Genomic DNA, 20,968 nt, shown 5'->3' with positions numbered 1-20,968 from the left:
TTCGTTCGGGTGCGAGGGTCAGCCGTTGGAGTGGAGTTCGCTGTTCTTGAGCTTGTGGGTGAACGTCTTCCAGGCGGTTGGGGAGAACACGAGGGCGGGGCCGGTGGGGTCGGTGCTGTCGCGGACGGCGACGATGGCGGGGATGTTGGTGGCGACCTCGACGCAGGCGTTGTTTATGTCTCCGCTGTGGCTGCTCTTGAACCAGTCAGCGCGGGACAGGTCGATCTGGGTCATGTGGTCTGGACCTTTACTGTTCGGCAGTGGCTCCGATGAGCGCCATTGACTCCTGCGGTGCGAGGGTCAGGTGCCGTGGTGGAGTTCGCTGTTCTTGAGCTTGTCGGTGAACGTTCTCCAGGTGGTTGGGCTGAAGACTAGTGCTGGGCCGGTGGGGTCGACGCTGTCGCGGACGGCTACGACAGCGGGGATGTTAGTGGCGACCTCGATACAGGTGTTGGCGTCGCCGGTGCTGTGGCTGCTCTTGCGCCAGGCGGCGCCGGACAGATCGACCGGACTGCGCATGTGGACTGGACCTTTACTGTTCGGCAGTGGCCCCGATGAGCGCCACTGACTCCTGCGGGTCGAGCGCCAACTCGCGAAGGCGCTCAAAAGCGACATTACAACGTGTCACCAGACGTTGATCTTCGAGGTAGACGACCCCGTGCAGCCCCTCGGTAGAGGCGACATCTGGGTCCTCTTCCGCTGCGAATTTCAGAATGATGAAGGCGCCATCGAGGCCGGGGTGTTCGCCGACCGATGCCGGGAGCACCTGGATCGTGACGTTCGGGCGGTCGGCGTCGCTGACGAGCCGCCGGAGTTGTTCTCGCATGATCTTCGGTCCGCCGATCGTCTTGCGGATGGCCGACTCGTCGAGGATGACGTGGAGACGCGGTGCGTCCTCGGAGCGGGTGAGGATCGCCTGCCTGGCCATGCGAGCTTGGAGTCGCCGTTCGATCTCCTTCGCGCTGGTCTGCTCCAGATTTCCCGCTCGCATGATGGCGCGGGTGTAGTCGGGGGTCTGGAGCAGGCCAGGAACGATCTGGGGAGCCCAGTCCCCAATGAACGCGGCTTCGTCCTCCAGAGCCACATACGGACTGCTGAAGACGTCGGCGTATCCGGTCCACCATCCACGCTGGTCGGCCTTCTCCGCGAGGTCGATGACCGCTTCGCGTTCTGGCGTGACGACGCCGTACATGTCGAGGAGGAGCGTGACATCCGTCGGCGTGGCTTTGTTGCGACCTCGTTCGATGTGGCTGAGCTTCGCTTGCGACCAGCCGAGCCTGGCGGTGACAGAGTCCTGGCTGAGGCCGGCCTGAAGGCGGTAGTCGCTCAGCCAGCGTGCCAGGCGACGGGCTCGAACTGACGGGATGTACGCGGGTTGCTTCGGCGGCACGATCCAATCACCAAGATCATTTATGTGACGGCAGAGTCCAACTCGGCCGAGAGATTCGTAATCATTGCTTGCACTCGGTAATGATTACATTGATACTAGCAGCGTCACGTTTACCTCACCGATAGTGATCTGATGTCGACTTCCCCACACGAGCACACCGTGCCACACGGGCCGGATCACGGCAGTCACATCGTGCTTTTCGGCCCGGCTTGCATGTTCGGTCGTTGCACAGCCCCTGTTGTGGCGCTATCGCCCGGATCGTGCGGCGGCGCCGGTGAACTGGAGGGGTGCCGCGCGGTGATCGGTGAGTACCTGTCCACAAGCACCAGCGAAGAGAGGGGGCCGACGCCAGACTGAATGCCCTCCGTCCGCCTCTGCCCAGGCGGACGGTGACCCTGACGTGGTCAGGGACGGGCGGCTGGCGCGGCCCCGGAACGGACGAGCATGCCCGTACTTCTGGGGACCGTATCAGGTCCCGGCAACAACGAAATGATCATGGACGTGTCCTGGCCCGCCGAGGAGGCGGCGGCGGGCCGTGCCCGCCGCTGCGTGCGCGGATGGCTCGGCGACGTCCGGGGACTCGACCTCGGTGACGTCGAGGTGATGATCTCGGAGCTCGTCACGAACGCCTGCCAGCACTCCGGTGCGGCCGGCCGCCCGGGCGGCCGGGTGCGCCTGGTCGCGGTCTGCGGGCCGGACGGCCTGCGGATCGAGGTCACGGACGTCGGGGGCGGCACGACGGTTCCGGCGCCCCGGCGCCCGAACGCCGATGACATCCGAGGACGCGGCCTGATGATCGTGGAGGCCCTCGCGGACCGCTGGGGCCACCTCGCCGACCCGGACACCGGGGACCGGACCGTCTGGATCGAGGTGGCGAGAAGGACGGCCTTCGCACCGGATGCCATGCCGGACGGCGGGGCGCACGCGGGAGAAGAGCTTGGTGAGACGGGCCGGGCGCCTGCGCGGTGCGACGCCGCCCGGTGAACGTCCCGATGGTCCTGGCGTTCTCTCTTGGGGTGGCGACGGGCCTTGCGTCCGTCGCGCTCCTGGCGGGGGGCCGGGGGCGGGGCGGCCGACACGCCACCGGTCCGCCTCGACGCACCCAAGGGAACCGGCACAGACGACGCGATACCTACTGAAGAGGAGACAACCCCCCATGTCGAAGCAGCGTGTCAACGCCGAGGAACTGCTGACCCCCGCCGAGGTGGCGGCAATGTTCCGCGTCGACCCGAAGACCGTGACCCGCTGGGCGCAGGCCGGGAAGCTGACCTGGGTTCGCACTCTGGGCGGCCACCGCCGCTACCGGAAGGCGGAGGTCGTGGCCCTGCTGCGGGGTCCCGGACACGACGCCTGACGGCAGCGTTCTGGGCACCCTGATCACGTCGTTGAGATCGGGAGCGCCCGGAGCCGTCCGAAAGTGCCTATGCCGTCCGTGCGGCGGGACGCCTCCAGGCGCTCCGCCGGCACCTCGCCGTAGAGGGTGGTCCGCTGCCTGGCGGGGCGGCCCGCGCGTGCCGCGATCGCCTCCAGTTCGCTGATGGGCTTGAACGAGCCGTTCTCGGACCCCGCCATGCGGCTGATGGTCTCCTCCATCAGCGTGCCGCCCAGGTCGTTCACGCCCCCTCGCAGGACGCGCGTACACAATTCGTCTCCCAGCTTTACCCAGGACGTCTGGATATTGGGGATCGCACCGTGCAGCAGGATGCGCGCCAAGGCGTGGACGGCGATGTTCTCCCTGACGGTCGGCCCCGGACGCGCCAGCCCGGCGAGGTAGATGGGCGAGTTGTGGTGGACGAACGGCAGCAAGACGAACTCACTGAACCCACCCGTCCGCTCTTGGATGGACCGCAGCAGCTTGATATGCGCGACCCAGTGCGCCGGGGTGTCCACATGCCCGTACATCATCGTGGACGTCGTCGGGATGCCCAGCTCGTGCGCCGTGGTGACGACCTCGATCCACTGGTCGGTGGGCAGCTTCCCCTTGGTCAGCACCCATCGGACGTCGTCGTCCAGGATCTCGGCGGCCGTCCCCGGCAGCGAGTCGACCCCGGCCTCCTTCGCCGCCTGCAACCACTCCCGGATCGATAGGTCGGTCCTGGCCGCGCCGTTCACGACCTCCATCGGGCTGTAAGAGTGCAGATGGATGTCGGGCGCGCGCCGCTTCACCTCGCGCGCGAGGTCGAAGTAGGCGGTGCCCGGCAGATCCGGGTGGATTCCGCCTTGCATGCAGATCTCGGTCGCGCCCGCCGCCCATGCCTCGTCCACCCGGTCCCCGACCTGGCTCAACGACAGCGTGTAGGCGTCGGCGTCCGTGCGGCGCTGTGCGAAGGCGCAGAACCGGCAGCCGGTGTAGCAGACGTTCGTGAAGTTGATGTTCCGCGTGACGACGTACGTGACGTCGTCGCCGACCGCTTCGCGCCGCAGGTCGTCGGCCAGTGAGGCGAGCGCGTCCAGTTCCGGCCCGTCGGCGTGCAGAAGGGCCAGCGCCTCATCGTCCGACAGTCCCACGGGGTTCTGCTCCGCGCGCGAGAGAGCGGCCTTGACGTCCGCATCGAACCGCTGGGGAGCGGACATGCGTTCCCTGAGCGCGTCCCAGTCGCCGTAGACCTCGTCGAAGTCGTCCCGGCGGTCGCCCGTACGGCCGGTCGTGTCGATCTCGGTGTGCAGGTCGGTTCGCCCGGACGCCTCGAAACCGCCGTCGGGCTCCTGCCACGGGCGCCCCGCGGGCACCGCGTCCTCCCGCGCCAGCCCGGTCACCGGATCGGCCAGCGCCGCGACGTGCCCGGCGAGCCGCGGGTCGAGCCACGGCTCGCCCCGCCGCACGTACTCGGGATAGATCGTCAGCCGCTCCCGCAGCGCGAACCCCGACTCGGCCGTCCTGGCGGCCAGCTCGTCGAGCTGCGGCCACGGCCGCTCCGGGTTCACGTGGTCCGGCGTCAGCGGCGAGACCCCGCCCCAGTCGTCGATCCCGGCGCGCAGCATCAGCGCGAACTGGTCGGCGACCAGGTTCGGCGGCGCCTGGACCCGCGCCTTCGGCCCGAGCACGAGCCGCGTCACCGCGATCGTCGCGGCCAGCTCGTCCAGCTCGGCGTCCGGGACGGCGCGCATCTTCGTGTCCGGCTTCGCGCGGAAGTTCTGGACGATCACCTCCTGGATCGCCCCGTACTCGCGCATCGTCCGCCGGATCTCGAAGATCGCGTCCGCGCGCTCCTCGAGCGTCTCGCCGATGCCGATGAGGATGCCGGTCGTGAACGGCACGTTCGTCCGTCCCGCGTCCTCCAGGACCCTGAGCCGGACGGCCGGGTCCTTGTCCGGCGACCCGAAGTGCGGGCCGCCGCGCTCGCTGAACAGCCGCGTCGCCGTCGTCTCCAGCATCATCCCCATGGACGGGGCGACCGGCTTGAGCCGCTGGAAGTCGCGCCAGGTCAGCACACCCGGGTTCAGGTGGGGCAGCAGGCCGGTCTCCTCCAGCACCCGGATCGCCATCGCGCGCACGTACGAGAGCGTGTCGTCGTAGCCGTGCGCGTCCAGCCACTCGCGGGCCTGCCTCCACCGGTCCTCGGGGCGGTCGCCGAGCGTGAACAGGGCCTCCTTGCAGCCCATCTCGGCGCCCCGCCGCGCGATCTCCAGCACCTCGTCCGGGCCGAGATACGGCGAGTCCAGTCTGTGGGGGACGGTCGCGAACGTGCAGTACCCGCAGCGGTCCCGGCACAGGCGGGTCAACGGGATGAAGACCTTGCGGCTGTAGGTGATGACGCCGGGCCGGCCGGCGGCCTCCAGCCCGGCGTCCCGGGTACGGGCCGCGTGGGCGAGCAGATCGTCGAGCTGTGCCCCGCGGGCCCGCAGCAGCGTCGCGGCCTCGGACCGGTCCAGTGTCTTGCCGTCACGCGCGCGGGCCAGGGCCCGGCGAAGAGCGGAGCTCGTGGCGTCCATGCGGGCACTCTATGCCAATCGTCATAATCCGCGCCGCGCCGGGGTCCCGCAACTCGCCCGCCGCACTCACCTGACCTCGATGAACGCCTCGGGACTGCGCGGCGGACGCTCCCGCGGGGGCGCGGCCGGGTGGCCGACACCGACGGCGCCCATCGGGTCCCAGCCGTCCGGCAGATCGAGCACGCCGCGCACGACATCGCGGCAGAACATCGTGCTCGACACCCAGCACGAGCCGAGCCCCTCCACCGCCAGCGCGACCAGCAGGTTCTCCACGCCCGCGCCCGCCGCGACGACGAACATCTCCCGCTCCGCGCGGGACCGCCGCTCGTCCGGATAGTCGTGCGAACCGTCCATGACCAGGCACGGGACGACGAGGTAGGGGGCCCGCCGCAGCACCTCGCCGCGCCGCAGCCGCCGGATGACCGACTCCGCGGAGAAGCCGTCCCGGCGCAGGTCGGCCGCCCAGGCGTCGCGCATCGCGTCCAGCAGCCGCGTCCGGGACTCCGCCGACTCCAGCAGGACGAACCGCCACGGCGTCGTGTGGTGCGGCGCCGGCGCGGTGATCGCGGCGCCGACGGCCCGCCGCACCGCCGCCGGGTCCACCGGCTCGGCGGTGAACTCGCGGATCGTGCGCCGCGCGCGCAGCACGTCCGCCGACCCGAACCGGAACATGTCCTCCCGCGGCGGCCGGACCAGCGCCCGCGCCCCCGGCCCGTCCTCCGGCGTGACCAGCCCGGACAGGCCGCGCACGACGGCGATCGGCACCCCGCCGAGCTTCCCCTTCACCAGTTCGCCCGCCGCGGCGATCTCGTCCGCCACGGCCGTGACGGTCGCCTCCAGCCGGTTGCCGTAGCCGTCGTCGCGTCCCCGCAGGTCGCTGAGCGGCGCCAGCCCCGCGACCCCGATGGCCGCGTCGGTCAGCCCGTTGCGCCAGGGCCGCCCGAGCGTGTCGGAGATGATCACACCGACCTCGGCCCCGGTCCGCGCCCGCACCCCGGCCCGGATGCGCCGCGCCGACGCGTCCGGGTCCTCCGGCAGCAGCAGCACCGTGCCCGGCCTCGTGTTGGACGCGTCCACACCGGCCGCGGCGAGCACCAGCCCCTGCCGCGTCTCCACGATCCGCGTCTCGCCGCGCGCGTGCGCCCGCCGCGCCACCACGCGCACGGTCTCGGCGTCGATGGCCTTCTCCCGGTCGGCGGCGACCAGGACCCGCCCCTCCGCCTTGCTGACGATCTTGGACGTGACGACGAGGACGTCCCCGTCCCGGACCGTCCCCTCCGGGAGCAGCGCCGCGATGTCGTCGCCCTCGGCGACCTCCGGCACTCCCGCGACCCCGAAGACCTGAAGGTTCACCCCGCGTCCTCCGCCCGCTCCACCTCGGCCGCCAGCTCAAGCGCCGCACGCGCGATGTCGGCGGTCGCCACCGCGTCGCTCATCAGCAGCGGCCGGGACCGCACCTCGATGCCCTCGACCCGGACGTCCGCGTCGGCCTCGTCGACGAGCCAGCCGTCCAGCAGCCCGAGCCCGTAGCTCTCCGCGACCGCCCGCGCCGACGTCTCCACCCCGATCGCCTTCAGGCAGGCGTCGGCCATCCCCCGGACGGGCGCCCCGCCGATGATCGGGGAGACGCCGACCACGGTCTTGGCCGCCACCGCGTCCCGGATCCCGGGAACCGCCAGGATCGTCCCGATGCTCACCACGGGGTTGGACGGCGGGAAGAGCACCACGTCGGCCGCCTCGATCGCCGCGAGCACCCCCGGCGCCGGCTTGGACTTCTCCGCGCCGACCGCCGTGATCGACAGCGCCGGGACGGACGCGCGCAACCGCACCCACCACTCCTGGAAGTGGATCGCCCGCCGCCCCCTGTCGTCCTCGATCACGACATGCGTCTCGACCTGGTCATCGGTCATCGGGATCAGCCGGACCCCCGGCTTCCACCGGTCGCACAGCGCCTCGGTGACCGCCGACAGCGGGTAACCCGCCTCGAGCATCTGCGTCCGGACGATGTGGGTCGCGAAGTCCCGGTCACCGAGCCCGAACCACTCGGGCCCCACCCCGTAGGCGGCCAACTCCTCCTTGACGGTGAACGTCTCCGCGGCCCGCCCCCAGCCCTGCTCCTCGTTGATGCCGCCGCCGAGCGTGTACATGACGGTGTCCAGGTCGGGGCACACCCGTAGCCCGAACAGCGAAATGTCGTCCCCGGTGTTCCCGATGACGGTGATCTCCGCCTCCGGAGCCGCCGTCCGCAGCCCTCGCAGGAACCGGGCCCCGCCGATCCCGCCCGCCAGACACACGATCTTCATAACCCAACCCTACGGCGCCCCCTACCTCCACCTTCCAGGACGGTCATCTCCCGCCCCTCTCGGACCGAGCCTCAGCCCCCGTCCACGGGCAGGGGGGTGGAGCGAGCGCCGGCAAGTGGCGGGCGTATGCCCGTTTGCGCAGGTGGGCGCGGTGGCACCGGGCCAACCGTAACGGGCGCGGAGACCGCCACGGCGGCGGGTGGATCGCCTGCGTTGAGCCAGGGACCCAAGAGGTCGCCCCTCCGGACGAAATTATGCAAAGCTTTGGCGCGTAATCGGAATGCCTCGGTCCCGGTCTGGAGATATCACCGTGAACAAGGAAGCCGTCCAGCGCCTGCGCGAACCGGCCGCCTGGGTACTGCTCGCCGCGGCGGGACTGCACTTGCTCGCGGGACTCATCCACCTTCTGGGCGGTGAAGGGCCGTTCACGGCCCGCGCGCTGGGAGAGGCGCGGGACGGGACGTTCCTGCAGATCACGCTCGTCGGCGTCCTCGCCCTCGCGGTGTTCCTGGTGACCTCGGGCGAGACCCCGACGCCGCAGGCCAGGACGATCACCATGGGGGCGCTCGGCGTCCTCGGCGGGATCGCCCTGTTCGGGGTCATCGTGTGGCTCAGCGGGATGCTCGCCGACTCCACGTACGTGACGGCGCTGACGAAGCTCGCCGCGTTCCTGGTGGGGGCCGGGAAGCTCGCCGTGGTCGGTGTCGGCGGGTGGTTCGTCTTCACCGTGTTCCAGGGGATGCAGCCGCCGCGTCCGCAGCCTCAGCCGCAGATGCAGCAGGGCTACCCCGACTTCGGGTACCAGCAGGGGCAGCAGCCGGGCCAGCAGCAGTACGGGCAGCAGGGCTACGGCCAGCAGCAGTACCAGCAGTACCAGCAGTACGGCCGGCAGCCCGGCGCCGAGGGGCAGCAGGCCGCGCAGCAGCCGGGTTACGACCAGCAGCAGTACGACCAGCAGCAGTACGGGCAGCAGGGCTACCAGCAGTACGGGCAGCAGCAGGACCACCAGCAGCAGGACCACCAGCAGTACGGCGCCCAGGGCGGCTACCAGTCCGGCCAGCAGCAGGCGCAGCAGCAGGCCCAGCAGCCGTCCGCCGACCAGGAGGACATGGGCGAGTGGACGCGCGCCTACGGCGGCTCCGGTCAGGAGCAGGGGCCGCAGGGCACCCAGCCCGCGCCGCCGCAGGGCGGCGGCGACCAGCAGGACGGCGGCGACTGGTACCGGGACAACCGTCCGCCGCCGCCGCAGTGACCGGAGCGGTCGGACCCGAAGCCCGGCGATGACCAGCCGATTAACCGGTCTTCACCCGGGGGTCATCGAGCACATCCCGGTATATCCCACTTTGGCGCCCAGGAAAGCCATCCGGCTTGACGGGACAGTCGCCGCACGCGTGTAATTTCGTGGATGTAGTTTCAATGCCTTCTCGGGGGAAGTAACCGGAGGGATGGCATTGACCAGGGGGTTTCACGGGCAGGGAGGTGCGCTGTGAGCGAGGTGGTCATCCCGCTGGCGCACGGCACAGATGGCGAAGAGTTGGGTTGGCAGGAGCGCGCCTTGTGCGCGCAGACGGACCCGGAGGCGTTCTTTCCGGAGAAGGGCGGTTCCACTCGCGAGGCCAAGAAGGTGTGCCGGGCATGCGAGGTGCGTACGGAGTGCCTGGAATACGCGTTGCAGCACGATGAGCGTTTCGGTATCTGGGGTGGACTCTCCGAGCGGGAACGGCGCAAGTTGAAGCGCCAGGCCGTTTAGCGGGCCGGGACCGTTCCGGCCGACCCGCGTGTCCCGGATCTTCGCGGATCCGGAGCGTGTCGCACGCGGCCACGCGTACAGTAATCAGCCGTGCCGGCCTCCGGGCCGGCACGGCTGCTGTTCTTTTCAGCACCGGCCCTGTCGTCGCACAGATCGAGCGCTCCTTGACCCCCACTCTCGATCGTCACGTCGTCACGGCGGTCCTCGTCACCCATGACGGTGCGCGGTGGCTGCCGGAGACGCTGAAGGCGCTGCTGACGCAGACGCGCCCCGTGCAGCGCCTCGTGACCGTGGACACCGGAAGCCGTGACCGCGGGCCCGCCGTGCTCGCCGAGGTCCTCGGCGCGGACAAGGTCCTCACGCTGCCGCGCACCACCGGGTACGGGGAGGCGATCGCGGAGGCGCTCCGGCAGGACGCCGCGTCCGCGCCCGTCCCGGACGATGATCCCGGAAACCCGCGCACCGAGTGGATCTGGCTGCTGCACGACGACTCCGTGCCCGCCCCCGACGCGCTCGCCCACCTGCTGCGGACGGCCGCCACCGACCCGAACGTGGCGGTGCTCGGCCCGAAGGTCCGCGACTGGGACGACCGCCGCGTCCTGCGCGAGGTGGGCGTCACCGTGGACGCCGCCGGGCGCCGCGAGCGGGGCCTGGACCGGGACGAGTTCGACCAGGGCCAGCATGACGGCGTCCGGGACGTGCTGGCCGTCGGCAGCGCCGGGATGCTGGTCCGCCGGGAGGTGTGGGAGCGGCTCGGCGGCTTCGACGTCGAATACGGCGTCTTCCGCGACGACCTGGACTTCTGCTGGCGGGTCCACGCGGCCGGGCAGCGGGTCGTCCTGGCCGGCGACGCGGTCGTGTACCACGCGGAGGCGTCCCGGCGGGGGCTCCGCGAGATCGGCATGACGGCGGAGCATCCGGCCCGCCGGGACCGCCGCAACGCCCTGCTCACACTGCTCGCCAACCAGCCGCTTCCCGCGCTGCCACGGGCCGTCGTCCGCAACGTGTGGGCGTCCCTCGTCCACGCCTTCTACCTGTTGATCACCAAGCGGCCGGGCGAGGCGCGCGAGGAACTGCGCGCCCTCGCCGATGTGCTGTGCGCCCCCGGCCGGCTGCGCCGGGCACGGGCCGTCCGCGCGGACGGCCGGACGCGCGTGTACCGCAGCGTCCGGCGTTTCCAGCCGCGCCGGGTGGTGCTGCGCCGGGCGGTCGAGGCGGTCTCGGAGTACTTCGCCGCGCACGAGCGGGTCCGCGAGGTGCAGGAGGACGACCTCATGGCGGAGGAGCCGGGTGCGCTCCGCCGGTTCCTCGCGCGCCCCGGCGTCCTGCTCGTCCTCGCGCTGGCCGCCGTCGCGGTCGCCGCCGAACGCTCCCTGATCACCGATGCCGGACGGCTGGGCGGCGGTGCGCTCGTGCCCGCGTGGGGCGGCGCGAGCGACCTGTGGGAGCAGTACCTGTCCGGCTGGCATCCGGTCGGGCTCGGCACCGACGCCGGGAGCCCGCCCTACGTCGGCGTGCTCGCCGCGCTGTCCACGCTGCTGTTCGGCAAGCCGTGGCTGGTGGTGTCGCTCCTGCTGCTGGGCAGTGTGCCGCTCGCCGGCCTCACCGCCTACCGCGCGTCCCGGCTGCTGATCGTGGAGCCGTCGCTGACGGGCCGCCGCGCCCGCACGGCCGGCCGCCGGGTCCCCGTCCGCGTCGTCCGCGCGTGGTTCGCCGCCGGGTACGCGCTGCTGCCCGCCGCGACCGGCGCCGTCGCGGGCGGCCGCCTCGGCACCGCCGTCGTCCTCGTCCTGCTCCCGCCGATCGCCGTGCACGCCGCCCGCGTCTACGGGCTGCCGCGCTCGGACGCCGCCCGCTTCGACGCACCGGCGCGGCGCAAACGCGCGGGACGCGCCGCGTGGACGGTCGCGCTGCTGCTCGCCGTCGCGATGGCGTTCGTCCCGCTCGTCTGGCCGATCGCCGTGCTGGCGGCCGGGATGGTGTGGGCGCTGCTCGACCGGCCGGGACGGCAGGGCCGCCGCAACCTCGGCATCGCGCTCGGCGTCCCGCCGCTGCTGATGCTGCCGTGGACCATCGGCCTCCTGCTGCACCCTTCCCGGCTCCTCACCGAGGCGGGCCTGCACCGGCGGTTCGAGCCCGCCGCCGCGGCCGACCTGCTGGCGCTCGACCCGGGCGGGCCCGGCACGCCCGCGCGGTGGGCGCTCGCCGGCCTGCTGGCCGTCGCGGTGCTGGCGCTGCCGCTGCGCAGCCGCCGCGCGATGGTGCTGGCCGGCTGGCTGCTGGCCGTCTTCGGGCTGCTCGTCGCCGTGCTGACCAGCGCCGCGACCGTCGCCAAGGGCGCGGACGAGGCGCCGGTCTGGCCCGGCACGGCGCTGATCTTCGCGGGCGCGGGGGTGCTGCTCGCCGCGACCGCCGCCGTCCAGCGCGGCACCGAGGTCCTGGCCGGCAGGCACCTGACCTACCGGGCGGGAGGGACGGCCGTGGTGCTCGCCGCACTGACCGCGCCCGTCCTGGCCGCCGCGTTCTGGGTCGTCGGCGGTGCGGGCGGGCCCCTGGGCGGGATCAACCCTGACACCGTGCCCATGTTCCTCCGGGGGCCGGACGGGCCGAGGACGCTCGTCCTGCACAGAGAGCCGACCGGGCGCATCTCCTACACGGTTCTCAGGGACGCGCGTCCGATGCTGGGCGAATCAGAGGTCACGGTGGGCGGCCGGGCCCGCGAACGCATGGACGACCTCGTCGCCGGTCTGGCCGCAGGACGCGAAGGTGATGACGGGCCTGCACTGACCCGTATGGGCGTCCAATACCTCCTGGTGCCGCACCCCAGGAAGGACCCGCTCACCAAGGTTCTGGACGCGTCACCGGAGCTGACCCGCCTCAGCCGTACGGGGACGTTCGCCGTGTGGCGGCTCCAGGCGACGTCCGCCCGGATGATGCTTCTGCAAGGCTCCACGGTCAGGCCACTGCGGGCGGGGCGTATCGACGCCAACGTGCGGATCCCACCGGGGCAGGGCAAGCGCACCCTCCTCTTGGCCGAACCCGCCGGCGGTGGCTGGAAGGCCACCTTGAACGGCCGCAACCTCGGATCGCACACGGTGGACGGCTGGGCGCAGGGCTACGACATCCCTCCGGCCGGAGGAGAGTTCAAGCTGACGCGATCGATGATGATGCGGCACACGTGGCTCGTCATCCAGGGCATCGCCGTCTTGCTCGTGGTCGTTCTGGCCTTGCCCGGCGCCCAGCCCGACACCCTCATGTTCACCGGCGACAGGGAGCGACGCCGACGCGGACGGCGCCGCGCTCACCCTGCCCGTGCTCATTCAGCCCGCCCTCGCCGTGCCCGCGTTCCGCGCGAAGCGCCCCCAGAGCCCGTCAAGGAGCCGAGCCCGGAGGAGGTGTCCTGACCCATGGACAAGGTCCTGCGCCTCCTCGGCATGCGCTATGCCACCGCCGCCCTCATACTCGTCGCCGTCGCCGCGCTGTACGGGGCGGCGACGTTCTCCCGTCCCGGTGAGGCGTCCGAAAAAGGCCGTCAGGCTCCGGTCACCCATGCCTTGGTGGTCTGTCCAGGGCACGAGGAGGGCCGGCTGGCGGTCCAGTCCCCGTCCCAGAAAGGCGGCGGACGCGTGGACGTGACGCCGACCAAGGGCGGGTCTCCGCTCGCCTCCATCACCACGCCCGGACAGTCCTGGGACAAGGACACCGAATCCGGCAGGGACTCCTACACCATCCGCGCCACCGGCGCTCTCGCCGCCGGACTGGAGGCCGAGCAGACCACGCACTGGGGCCGCGGCGCCGGCCGCGGCCTTGCCGGGGCCCGCTGCGCCGCACCCGGCACCGACCTGTGGTTCCTGAGCCCGGGTCCCGTCGCCGCCGACGAACTCGACCTCTACCTGACCAACGTCGACGCGCAGCCGGCGTCCGTTGACCTCACCGCCCTGTCCGGCGAGGGCCCGCTCGACACCGTCGACGGACGCGGCACGCCCGTCGAGCCCTACACCACCAAGATCGTGCAGATCGGCCGGTCGGCGGAGGGCCTCGGCGACATCGTGAAGACCGCCGCCGACCTCGCCGTCCGCGTGCGCACCACCAGCGGGCGCGTCGCCGCGTCGCTGCGCGCCCGGGCCGGGGAGAAGGAGGGCATCGAGTGGCTGCCGCGGTCGCCCGGGCCCGCGACGTCCGTGCTCGTTCCCGGCGTGCCGGCCGGTTCCGGCGAACGCCGCCTCCTGGTCGGCGTCCCCGGCGAGGCCGACGCCCGCATCACGGTCCAGGTGATCACGTCGGGCGGCGCGTTCGCCCCGCAGGGACAGGACATCCTGGACGCCCCCGCCAAGACCGTCACGTCCGTGCCCCTCGACGGGGCGCTCTCCGGGAAGGCCGCCGCCGTCCGGCTGGTCTCCGACCGGCCGATCCTGGCCGGCTTCGCCGCCACCCGGGGCGCCGACATCGCCTACGGGGCGGCCACGCCGCCGCTCACCGCCGCTGAGCCCGGTGTCGTCGCCGACAACCGGTTCGACTCCTCGCTCGTCCTCACCGCACCGTCGGGCGCGGCGACCGTGCAGGTCATCACCATGAACGCGGCGGGGAGGAGCCCCGCGCGCGACATCGAGATCCCGGCCGGACGCACCGTCGAGACCAAGCTGACCGCGCCCGGCAAGGACGCGAAGGACGACACGGCCTACGGCACCGTGATCCTCCCGAAGCCCGGCTCAGCGCCCGTCTACGCGTCCCGCACCCTCTCCAAGGGCAAGGGCGACGGCTACCTGTTCACCGTCCTGCCCATCGTCCCCGCCCCGGCGACCCTCCACCTCCCGGGCACCGCCGACTCCCAGACCGCCCTGACGCCCTAGTCGTCGGGCGAGTCGTAGCTGGGGTCGACGGATTCGGGGGAGAGACCGAGGAGATCGGCGACCTCCTCCACCAGCAGGTCGCGGACCATGCGGGCGAGTTCCGCCTCGCCGGAGGCGCGGGCCTCGACGGGACGGCGGAACACGACGATGCGCACCGGCCGGCCACCGTCGCCGGAGAGCGTTCCGCTGAGCGGCACGGGCCCGTCGAACCACGGTTCGACGTCCGGCACCTCCTCGACCGCGAACGCCACCCGGGCCAGTTCGCGGCCCCAGCGCCGGACCAGCCGCCGCACCTCGTCGTCGACGAGGTCGTCGAACCGTTCCGCGCGGGTCCGTGAGACCGGCGCCTGCGGGGGTGTCAGAGGACCACGGAGGCCACGACCGTGCCGGTCGCGGCGCCGTACGCCTGCCACACGGGATCGCACCCGTCCAGCCTACCTCCGTTGATGCCGGTGACCGGCGGGGAGATACCGGATGACCGGTCCGCCATATACCGTACGGTGAGAATTCAGGGTCATACGGATTGTAGTTGTTACCCGGAAATCGCCCGGTAACCGGCGACACGTGCGCCGGGGTGGTGGCGGAGCCGGGTGGAGGGAGGTACGGTCAGCCATCGTGAGCCCCGTCCGCACTTGCTCCCGAACCGCCTGTAAGGCGCCCGCAGTGTTCACGCTCACGTACGTCTACCGCGACTCCACCGCGGTCCTGGGGCCGCTCGCCACGTACGCCGAGCCGCACTGCTACGACCTCTGCGCGGAGCATTCCGAGCGGCTCACCGCCCCGATGGGGTGGGAACTGGTGCGACTCCCCGTCGAGGAGGAGACCGAGCCCAGCGCGGACGACCTGGAGGCCCTCGCCGACGCCGTCCGGGAGGCCGCCAGACCCGCCCCCGGGACCGGCCACGAGCCGGTGGGGCAGGGCACCGAGGTCGGGCGCCGCGGGCATCTGCGCATCCTGCGCTCTGAGCCCGCCGCTACCCAGCCCGGCCAGGAATGACTTCCAGCCGTTACACCGGGGCCGGTCGCGTCTCTCCTTCCCGGTAGGCTCGTGAACCCGCCATTTCTTTGGGCACGCAGTCTTTCGGGCACGGGTTCTTCGGACAGGGAGCGTGAGTGGGCGACCTCGGCAAGATCTTCAAAGCGTACGACATCCGCGGTGTCGTCCCGGATGAGCTCGACCCCGGGATGGCCGAGGCGGTCGGCGCGGCGTTCGTCCGGGTGACCGGCGCGAGCGCGGTCGTCACCGCGCACGACATGCGGGAGTCGTCGGTCCCGCTGGCCGAGGCGTTCGCGCGCGGCGCCACGTCCCAGGGGGCGGACGTGATCGAGGCCGGGCTCGGGTCCACCGACATGCTCTACTACGCCAGCGGCAGCCTCGACATGCCGGGCGCGATGTTCACCGCGAGCCACAACCCGGCCAAGTACAACGGGCTGAAGCTGTGCCGCGCCGGGGCCCGCCCGGTCGGCCGCGACACCGGCCTCACCGAGATCCGGGAAATGGTCGAGAAGGGCGTCCCGGCCTACGACGGCGAGCCGGGGAAGGTGTCGCGGCGCGACGTCCTGAAGGGCTACGCCGAGCACCTGAAGACGCTCGTCGACCTGTCGTCGATCCGGCCGCTCAAGGTGGTCGTGGACGCGGGCAACGGCATGGGCGGCCACACGGTCCCGTCGGTGTTCGCGGGGCTGCCGATCGACCTGGTGCCGCTGTACTTCGAGCTGGACGGCACCTTCCCCAACCACGAGGCCAACCCGATCGAGCCGGAGAACCTGCGCGACCTGCAGGCCAAGGTCCGCGAGACGGGCGCCGACATCGGGCTCGCGTTCGACGGCGACGCCGACCGGTGCTTCGTGGTGGACGAGCGCGGCGAGATCGTCTCCCCGTCCGCGATCACCGCGCTGGTCGCGACGCGGGAGCTGGCCAAGCACCCCGGCTCCTCGATCGTGCACAACCTGATCACGTCCAAGGCCGTCCCGGAGATCGTCTCCGAGCACGGCGGGACGCCGGTCCGCACCCGCGTCGGGCACTCGTTCATCAAGCAGACGATGGCGGAGACGGGCGCGGTGTTCGGCGGCGAGCACTCGGCGCACTTCTACTTCCGCGACTTCTGGTTCGCCGACTCGGGGATGCTGGCGGCCCTGCACGTCCTCGCCGCGCTCGGGGAGCAGGACGGGCCGCTGTCGGAGCTGCTCGGCGAGTTCACCCGCTACGCCGCCTCCGGCGAGATCAACAGCGAGGTCGCCGACCAGGACGCGGCCGCCGCGAAGGTCAAGGACGCCTTCGCCGGGCGGCCCGGGGTGCGGATCGACGAGCTGGACGGGCTGACCGTGGGCGACGAGTCCGCCGGATGGTGGTTCAACCTCCGGCCCTCCAACACCGAACCGCTGCTGCGCCTCAACGCGGAGGCGGGCGACGAGGCGACCATGGCGGCGATCCGTGCCGAGGTCCTGGCCCTGGTCAGGGAGAAGTGACCGGTCCGGGAAAAGCGACTGTAGGGGAGAAGTGACGCTGCCATGACGATGAACCTGGACTCCTGGCTGCTGGAGATCCTGGCCTGCCCCAACTGCGGGGGTGACCTCCGCCCCGACGGGGACGCCGACGAGCTGGTGTGCGCCGGCTCGTGCGGCTACGCCTACCCCGTCCGCGACGACATCCCCGTCCTGCTCGTCGACGAGGCCAGGACGCCCGCCTCGTGAGCCAGGGGCTCGACCCCGCACGGCTGGAGGACGCGGAGGCGGCCGAGGCGGCGGATCCGGGCGGGATGCTGCGGCAGGTGGCCTCGTCGGCGGCGCAGGTGCGGGAGGCGCGGCGGGCGGCGGCCGAGGCGGGCGTGGCCGGGCTGGCGGCGGACGGCCGGCCGCGTGCGGTCGTGGTCGCCGGCATGGGGGCCTCCGGTGTCGCGGGTGACGTGCTCGCGGCGGTGTGCGGCGCGGGCTGTGCGGTTCCCGTCGTCACGGTGCGCGGGTACCGGCTGCCCGGCTGGGTGGGCGCGGCCGATCTCGTCATCGCGGTGTCGGGCTCGGGGACGACGGAGGAGACCCTTGAGGTCGCCGTGGAGGCGGCCCGGCGCGGATGCAGGCTGATGTTCGTCGGCGCGGCGGGGTCTCCGCTCGCCGACCTGGCCGCCAGAAGCCGCGGGGTGTTCGTCCCCGCCCGGCCGTCGGGGCAGCCGCGTTCGATGCTGTGGGGCCTCACGATCCCCCTGGTCCTCGCCGCGCGTGCACTGCGCCTGGCGGACGTCCCGGACGCCGTGCTGGAGTCGGCGGCCACGCTGCTGGAGGACGTCGCGCATCGGTGCCGTCCGTCCAGTGAGCCGTTCGTCAATCCCGCCAAGCGGATCGCGCTCGACCTCGCCGGCGACGTGCCGCTGGTGTGGGGCTCGTCGGCCGTGGCGTCGGCGGCGGCGTACCGGCTGTCCTGCCAGCTCAACGAGAACGCCAAGTACCCGGCCGTCTTCGGTGAGCTGCCGGAGGCGGACCACAACCAGGTGATGGCGTTCGACGGTGTCTTCACGCGCGATGGCTCCCCCTCCGACCCGGAGGACTTCTTCCGCGACCGCGCCGACGAACCCGAGCACGGGCTGCACCTGGTCCTCATGCGCGATGTGGAGGAGCACCCGCGGGTGCGCAGGCGGTGCGAGGCGTCCGCCGGGATGGCCCGCGGGCGGGGCGTGGCGGTCACCGAGATCCAGGCGGAGGGTGAGCATCCGCTGGAGAGAATCGCGACACTGATCGCGTTGGCGGACTATGTCACGGTTTACTTGGCTATCGCGCTGGGCGTGGATCCGACGCCCGTGCCTGCCATCGAAGAGCTCAAAGCGAGGATTGCGTAGATGAGTGCTGAGGGTGGAACAAAGGCCATCGTCGCCGCGTTGGCCGCCAACCTCGGGATCGCGGTGTCCAAGGCCGTCGCGTTCACGTTCACCGGTTCGTCGTCGATGCTGGCGGAGTCGATCCACTCGGTGGCCGACTCCGGCAACCAGGGGCTGCTGCTGATCGGCCGCAAACGGTCCGAGCGGAACCGGACGCCGGAGCACCCGTTCGGCTACGGCCGCGAACGCTACTTCTACGCGTTCGTCGTCGCGGTGGTGCTGTTCACCGTGGGGTCGGCGTTCTCGCTGTACGAGGGCTACCACAAGATCTCCCACCCGGAGGACGTCAAGTCCCCGATCTGGGCGTTCGCGGTGCTGATCGTCGCGATCGGGCTGGAGGCGTTCTCGTTCCGCACCGCGATCAAGGAGTCGAACGAGATCCGGGGCGAGCAGTCCTGGTGGGCGTTCATCCGGCGGGCCAAGGCGCCCGAACTGCCGGTCGTCCTGCTGGAGGACCTCGCCGCGCTGGTCGGCCTGATCCTGGCGCTGTTCGGCGTCTCGATGGCGGTGGCCACGGGCGACGGCATCTGGGACGGCATCGGCACCGTGGCGATCGGCGTGCTGCTCGGCGTGGTCGCCACGATCCTGTCGATCGAGACGAAGAGCCTGCTGATCGGCGAGGGCGTCGACCCGGGCACCGAGCGGCGGATCATCGAGGCGCTGGAGTCGGTGGACGAGGTCGCCCGCCTGATCCACATCAGGACCGAGTACCTCGGCCCGGACGAGCTGCTGATCGCCGCGAAGATCGCCGTCTACCACGACGACACGGCCGCCGAGGTGGCGCGCGGCATCGACGCGGCCGAGGCGAGGATCCGGGCGCAGGTCCCCGAGGCGAAGCTGATCTACCTGGAGCCGGCGCTGGACGAGGCGTCCCGCCAGGGCATCACGGGCGCGGAGCCGGCTCCGGAGACGCCGGCGTCGTCCTGACCGCCCGCAACGGGCCCCGGGGGAACCGACCCCCGGGAACATGGGACCCCCCGCCGGACGGCCGCCGTCCGTGCCGGCCGAACCCCAGCCCAGGCGAGACCGGCGAGTGCCTCCGTGGAGGCGTACCGCGGCCGTCCGGCGAGGTGCTTCCCATGCCTCCCCGCCCGGACCCCTGAAACCGGGCGGTTCTGGTGTGACCGCGGCCGCCCCGCCGAACCCCCTACGTCGGCGATGGCTGCCGTCGCGGTCACAGGTACGACATTACGTTCGCGAGGCTCTCCCGCACGTCCCCCTCAAGGAGGGAACCCGCGTCGTACTCCAGGTGGATCCGGCTCCTCCCAATACATCCGGGAGGTGAGGCCACGGCAGGCCGTAAAGGTCAGTATGGAGAGGTGACCTCCGATGACAAGGCCCGGACCGGACCCGACCCCGCGGGGTTCGGCCCAGCCGTCGCGCACCACGCGTGGCGGCTGTCCGGCCGGATCGTGGCGGGCGTCGGCCAGCTGCTCCTGTGGATCCTCACCGGGATCGGCGCCCTGCTGCGTCCCCTGGCGGCGCGGCTCGGCGCCCGGCTGAACGGCGGCGGGGGACAGGCCCCCGTCCCGGGCCCCGGTGGCGCGACGGCGCCGCTGCCCCGGTGGATCAACACCTGGCGGGAGATCTCCGGCTCCTGGTATTTCGCCCCGCTGACCGGGCTCGCGCTCACGATCGCCGCGCTGGCCGAGCTGGCGCCGCGGGAGGACTCGCCGATCAGCCGCGCGGGCGGGTTCGCGGTCGCGGCGACGCTCCCGCTGGTCTGGCGCCGGGAGAGCCTGCGGCCGGTCGCGGCCGTCGTGCTCAGCGCGGTCGCGGCGAGCCTGCTCACCAGGCAGACCCCGCTGGTCACCACGAGCTTCGTCGCCCTCTGCACGCTGTACGCGCTGGGCCGGCGGCTGCCCCGCCAGTCGACCGGGGTCCTCGCGGTCGGCAGCGTCGCCACGATCGCGGTCGTCTACCTCGCCACCAGGACGCTCGACGGCATCCCGTGGCCGGTGCCGATCATCGCCGTCCTCGCCGCCATCGGCCTCGGGGACGCGCGGCGCGTCGTGGAGTCGGCCGGGCGGACCGAGGCCGCCGCCGCCGAACGCACCAACGAGACCCTCACCCGGCTCACCGCCGTCCAGCGGGAGCAGGCGGTGATGCGGGAACGGGCCCGCATCGCCCGCGAACTGCACGACGTCGTCGCGCACTCCGTCTCCATGATCGCCGTGCAGGCGGAGACGGCCCCGTACACGATGGCGAACCTGTCGCCGGAGGCCCGCGCCGGCTACACCGAGATCGCGAAGACGGCGCGGGAGGCGCTGGTGGAGATGCGGCGGCTGCTCAGCGTGCTGCGCGCCGACGCCGCGCCCGGACCGGACACCGCGAACTCCCCGCAGCCGCGGCTCGACCGGCTGCCCGACCTGATCGAGCAGCACCGCGGCGCGGGCGGGAGCGTCGACCTCGCCGTGCACGGCGACCCGCGGGCGCTGTCCACGACGGTCGAGCTGTCGGCGTACCGGATCGTCCAGGAGGCGCTGACGAACGCGCGGCGGCACGCGCCCGGCGCGGACGTGCACGTCGATCTGATGTTCCTGCCGGACCGGCTGGCGGTCCGGGTCCGCGACGGCGGCGGGTCCGCGCGGACCCAGGTACCGAATCGGGACGATCCCCACTCCCGTACCGCGGTGCTGGACCCGGCGGGCCCGACCGCGGTGGACGGGCGCACCCGGCTGGAGATGCCGGAACCCGGTGGCGGACACGGGCTCGTCGGGATGCGGGAACGTGCGACCATGCTGGGCGGGCGGTTCTCCGCCGGGCCGGCCACCGAGGGCGGTTTCCTGGTGGAGGCCGAGCTTCCGCTGACGAGGGAAGGGAATTCCGACCGTGGACACGGTTCGCAGGTGCCGCCGGGGCACCGCCCCTGAT

19 protein-coding genes are annotated in these 20,968 nt (G+C 72.1%); 12 read left to right on the top strand and 7 right to left on the bottom strand.

What is annotated here, in order from left to right; translation table 11 throughout:
* Positions 1-18 precede the first annotated feature (18 nt).
* The 3 genes from ACQP1N_RS28900 to ACQP1N_RS28890 form a co-directional block, all read right to left on the bottom strand.
* Entirely contained in the window at positions 19-234 is a 216-nt protein-coding gene (locus ACQP1N_RS28900; RefSeq protein ID WP_433227653.1) for a DUF397 domain-containing protein, read from the bottom strand.
* A gap of 66 nt (positions 235-300) precedes the next feature.
* Complete coding sequence (locus tag ACQP1N_RS28895; RefSeq protein WP_433227652.1) at positions 301-519, bottom strand: DUF397 domain-containing protein; 219 nt, start codon at positions 517-519, stop codon at positions 301-303.
* A gap of 13 nt (positions 520-532) precedes the next feature.
* Complete coding sequence (locus tag ACQP1N_RS28890) at positions 533-1,390, bottom strand: helix-turn-helix domain-containing protein (protein ID WP_433227651.1); 858 nt, start codon at positions 1,388-1,390, stop codon at positions 533-535.
* A gap of 444 nt (positions 1,391-1,834) precedes the next feature.
* Between ACQP1N_RS28890 and ACQP1N_RS28885 the strand changes: the two genes are divergently transcribed.
* Positions 1,835-2,374: an ATP-binding protein gene (locus ACQP1N_RS28885; protein ID WP_433227650.1), complete on the top strand. Its 540-nt coding sequence runs from the start codon at positions 1,835-1,837 to the stop codon at positions 2,372-2,374.
* A gap of 172 nt (positions 2,375-2,546) precedes the next feature.
* Positions 2,547-2,744, top strand: coding sequence for a BldC family transcriptional regulator (locus ACQP1N_RS28880; RefSeq protein WP_067803993.1), 198 nt, complete (start codon positions 2,547-2,549; stop codon positions 2,742-2,744).
* Positions 2,745-2,767: 23 nt separating this feature from the next.
* Here ACQP1N_RS28880 and ACQP1N_RS28875 read toward each other — a convergent pair whose 3' ends face one another.
* From ACQP1N_RS28875 to cofD, 3 genes are all read right to left on the bottom strand, one after another.
* On the bottom strand, positions 2,768-5,323 hold the full coding sequence (locus ACQP1N_RS28875; protein ID WP_433227649.1) for a bifunctional FO biosynthesis protein CofGH: 2,556 nt from the start codon (positions 5,321-5,323) through the stop codon (positions 2,768-2,770).
* 66 nt (positions 5,324-5,389) lie between these two features.
* A complete protein-coding gene (locus ACQP1N_RS28870; protein ID WP_433227648.1) occupies positions 5,390-6,676 on the bottom strand; it encodes a coenzyme F420-0:L-glutamate ligase in 1,287 nt (428 codons plus the stop codon).
* Positions 6,673-7,626, bottom strand: a complete 954-nt coding sequence (cofD, locus tag ACQP1N_RS28865; RefSeq protein ID WP_433227647.1) for a 2-phospho-L-lactate transferase — start codon at positions 7,624-7,626, stop codon at positions 6,673-6,675. Before cofD ends, ACQP1N_RS28870 begins: the two co-directional genes overlap by 4 nt.
* A gap of 310 nt (positions 7,627-7,936) precedes the next feature.
* Between cofD and ACQP1N_RS28860 the strand changes: the two genes are divergently transcribed.
* The 4 genes from ACQP1N_RS28860 to ACQP1N_RS28845 all read left to right on the top strand — a co-directional run bounded on the left by ACQP1N_RS28860 (position 7,937) and on the right by ACQP1N_RS28845 (position 14,226).
* Positions 7,937-8,878 (top strand): hypothetical protein, encoded by a 942-nt coding sequence (locus tag ACQP1N_RS28860; protein WP_433227646.1) that lies wholly within the window; start codon positions 7,937-7,939, stop codon positions 8,876-8,878.
* Positions 8,879-9,112: 234 nt separating this feature from the next.
* Positions 9,113-9,376, top strand: coding sequence for a WhiB family transcriptional regulator (locus tag ACQP1N_RS28855; RefSeq protein WP_021594342.1), 264 nt, complete (start codon positions 9,113-9,115; stop codon positions 9,374-9,376).
* A gap of 164 nt (positions 9,377-9,540) precedes the next feature.
* Complete coding sequence (locus ACQP1N_RS28850) at positions 9,541-12,780, top strand: glycosyltransferase family 2 protein (RefSeq protein WP_433227645.1); 3,240 nt, start codon at positions 9,541-9,543, stop codon at positions 12,778-12,780.
* Between the two features lie 3 nt (positions 12,781-12,783).
* Entirely contained in the window at positions 12,784-14,226 is a 1,443-nt protein-coding gene (locus tag ACQP1N_RS28845; protein WP_433227644.1) for a DUF5719 family protein, read from the top strand.
* Here ACQP1N_RS28845 and ACQP1N_RS28840 read toward each other — a convergent pair.
* Positions 14,223-14,651, bottom strand: coding sequence for a metallopeptidase family protein (locus ACQP1N_RS28840; RefSeq protein ID WP_242608614.1), 429 nt, complete (start codon positions 14,649-14,651; stop codon positions 14,223-14,225). The two genes, ACQP1N_RS28845 and ACQP1N_RS28840, sit on opposite strands and share 4 nt — an antisense overlap.
* A 190-nt stretch (positions 14,652-14,841) precedes the next feature.
* On the opposite strand from ACQP1N_RS28840, the gene ACQP1N_RS28835 reads away from it, so the two are divergent.
* The 6 genes from ACQP1N_RS28835 (at position 14,842) to ACQP1N_RS28810 (ending at position 20,967) form a co-directional block, all read left to right on the top strand.
* Positions 14,842-15,222 carry a DUF3499 domain-containing protein gene (locus tag ACQP1N_RS28835; RefSeq protein ID WP_067804017.1) on the top strand — a complete coding sequence of 127 codons (381 nt, stop codon included), beginning with the start codon at positions 14,842-14,844 and terminating at the stop codon, positions 15,220-15,222.
* A gap of 116 nt (positions 15,223-15,338) precedes the next feature.
* On the top strand, positions 15,339-16,694 hold the full coding sequence (locus ACQP1N_RS28830) for a phosphomannomutase/phosphoglucomutase (RefSeq protein ID WP_067804021.1): 1,356 nt from the start codon (positions 15,339-15,341) through the stop codon (positions 16,692-16,694).
* A 42-nt stretch (positions 16,695-16,736) separates the two neighbouring features.
* Complete coding sequence (locus tag ACQP1N_RS28825) at positions 16,737-16,919, top strand: Trm112 family protein (RefSeq protein WP_067804024.1); 183 nt, start codon at positions 16,737-16,739, stop codon at positions 16,917-16,919.
* On the top strand, positions 16,916-18,055 hold the full coding sequence (locus tag ACQP1N_RS28820; RefSeq protein WP_433227643.1) for a bifunctional phosphoglucose/phosphomannose isomerase: 1,140 nt from the start codon (positions 16,916-16,918) through the stop codon (positions 18,053-18,055). The genes ACQP1N_RS28825 and ACQP1N_RS28820 overlap by 4 nt, the downstream gene beginning before the upstream one ends.
* A complete protein-coding gene (locus ACQP1N_RS28815; protein ID WP_433227642.1) occupies positions 18,056-19,021 on the top strand; it encodes a cation diffusion facilitator family transporter in 966 nt (321 codons plus the stop codon). It abuts the gene before it with no gap.
* 392 nt (positions 19,022-19,413) lie between these two features.
* The gene (locus ACQP1N_RS28810; protein WP_433227641.1) at positions 19,414-20,967 is read left to right on the top strand and encodes a sensor histidine kinase; all 1,554 of its coding nucleotides are present in this window, start codon (positions 19,414-19,416) and stop codon (positions 20,965-20,967) included.
* The last annotated feature ends 1 nt before the right edge of the window (position 20,968 follow it).

The sequence above is a fragment of the Actinomadura formosensis genome (genome assembly GCF_050948385.1).
Taxonomy (GTDB): Bacteria; Actinomycetota; Actinomycetes; order Streptosporangiales; family Streptosporangiaceae; genus Spirillospora; species Spirillospora formosensis.
The sequence above is the reverse complement of the archived record's forward strand: the minus strand, read 5'-3'. Positions and strand labels throughout refer to the sequence as shown.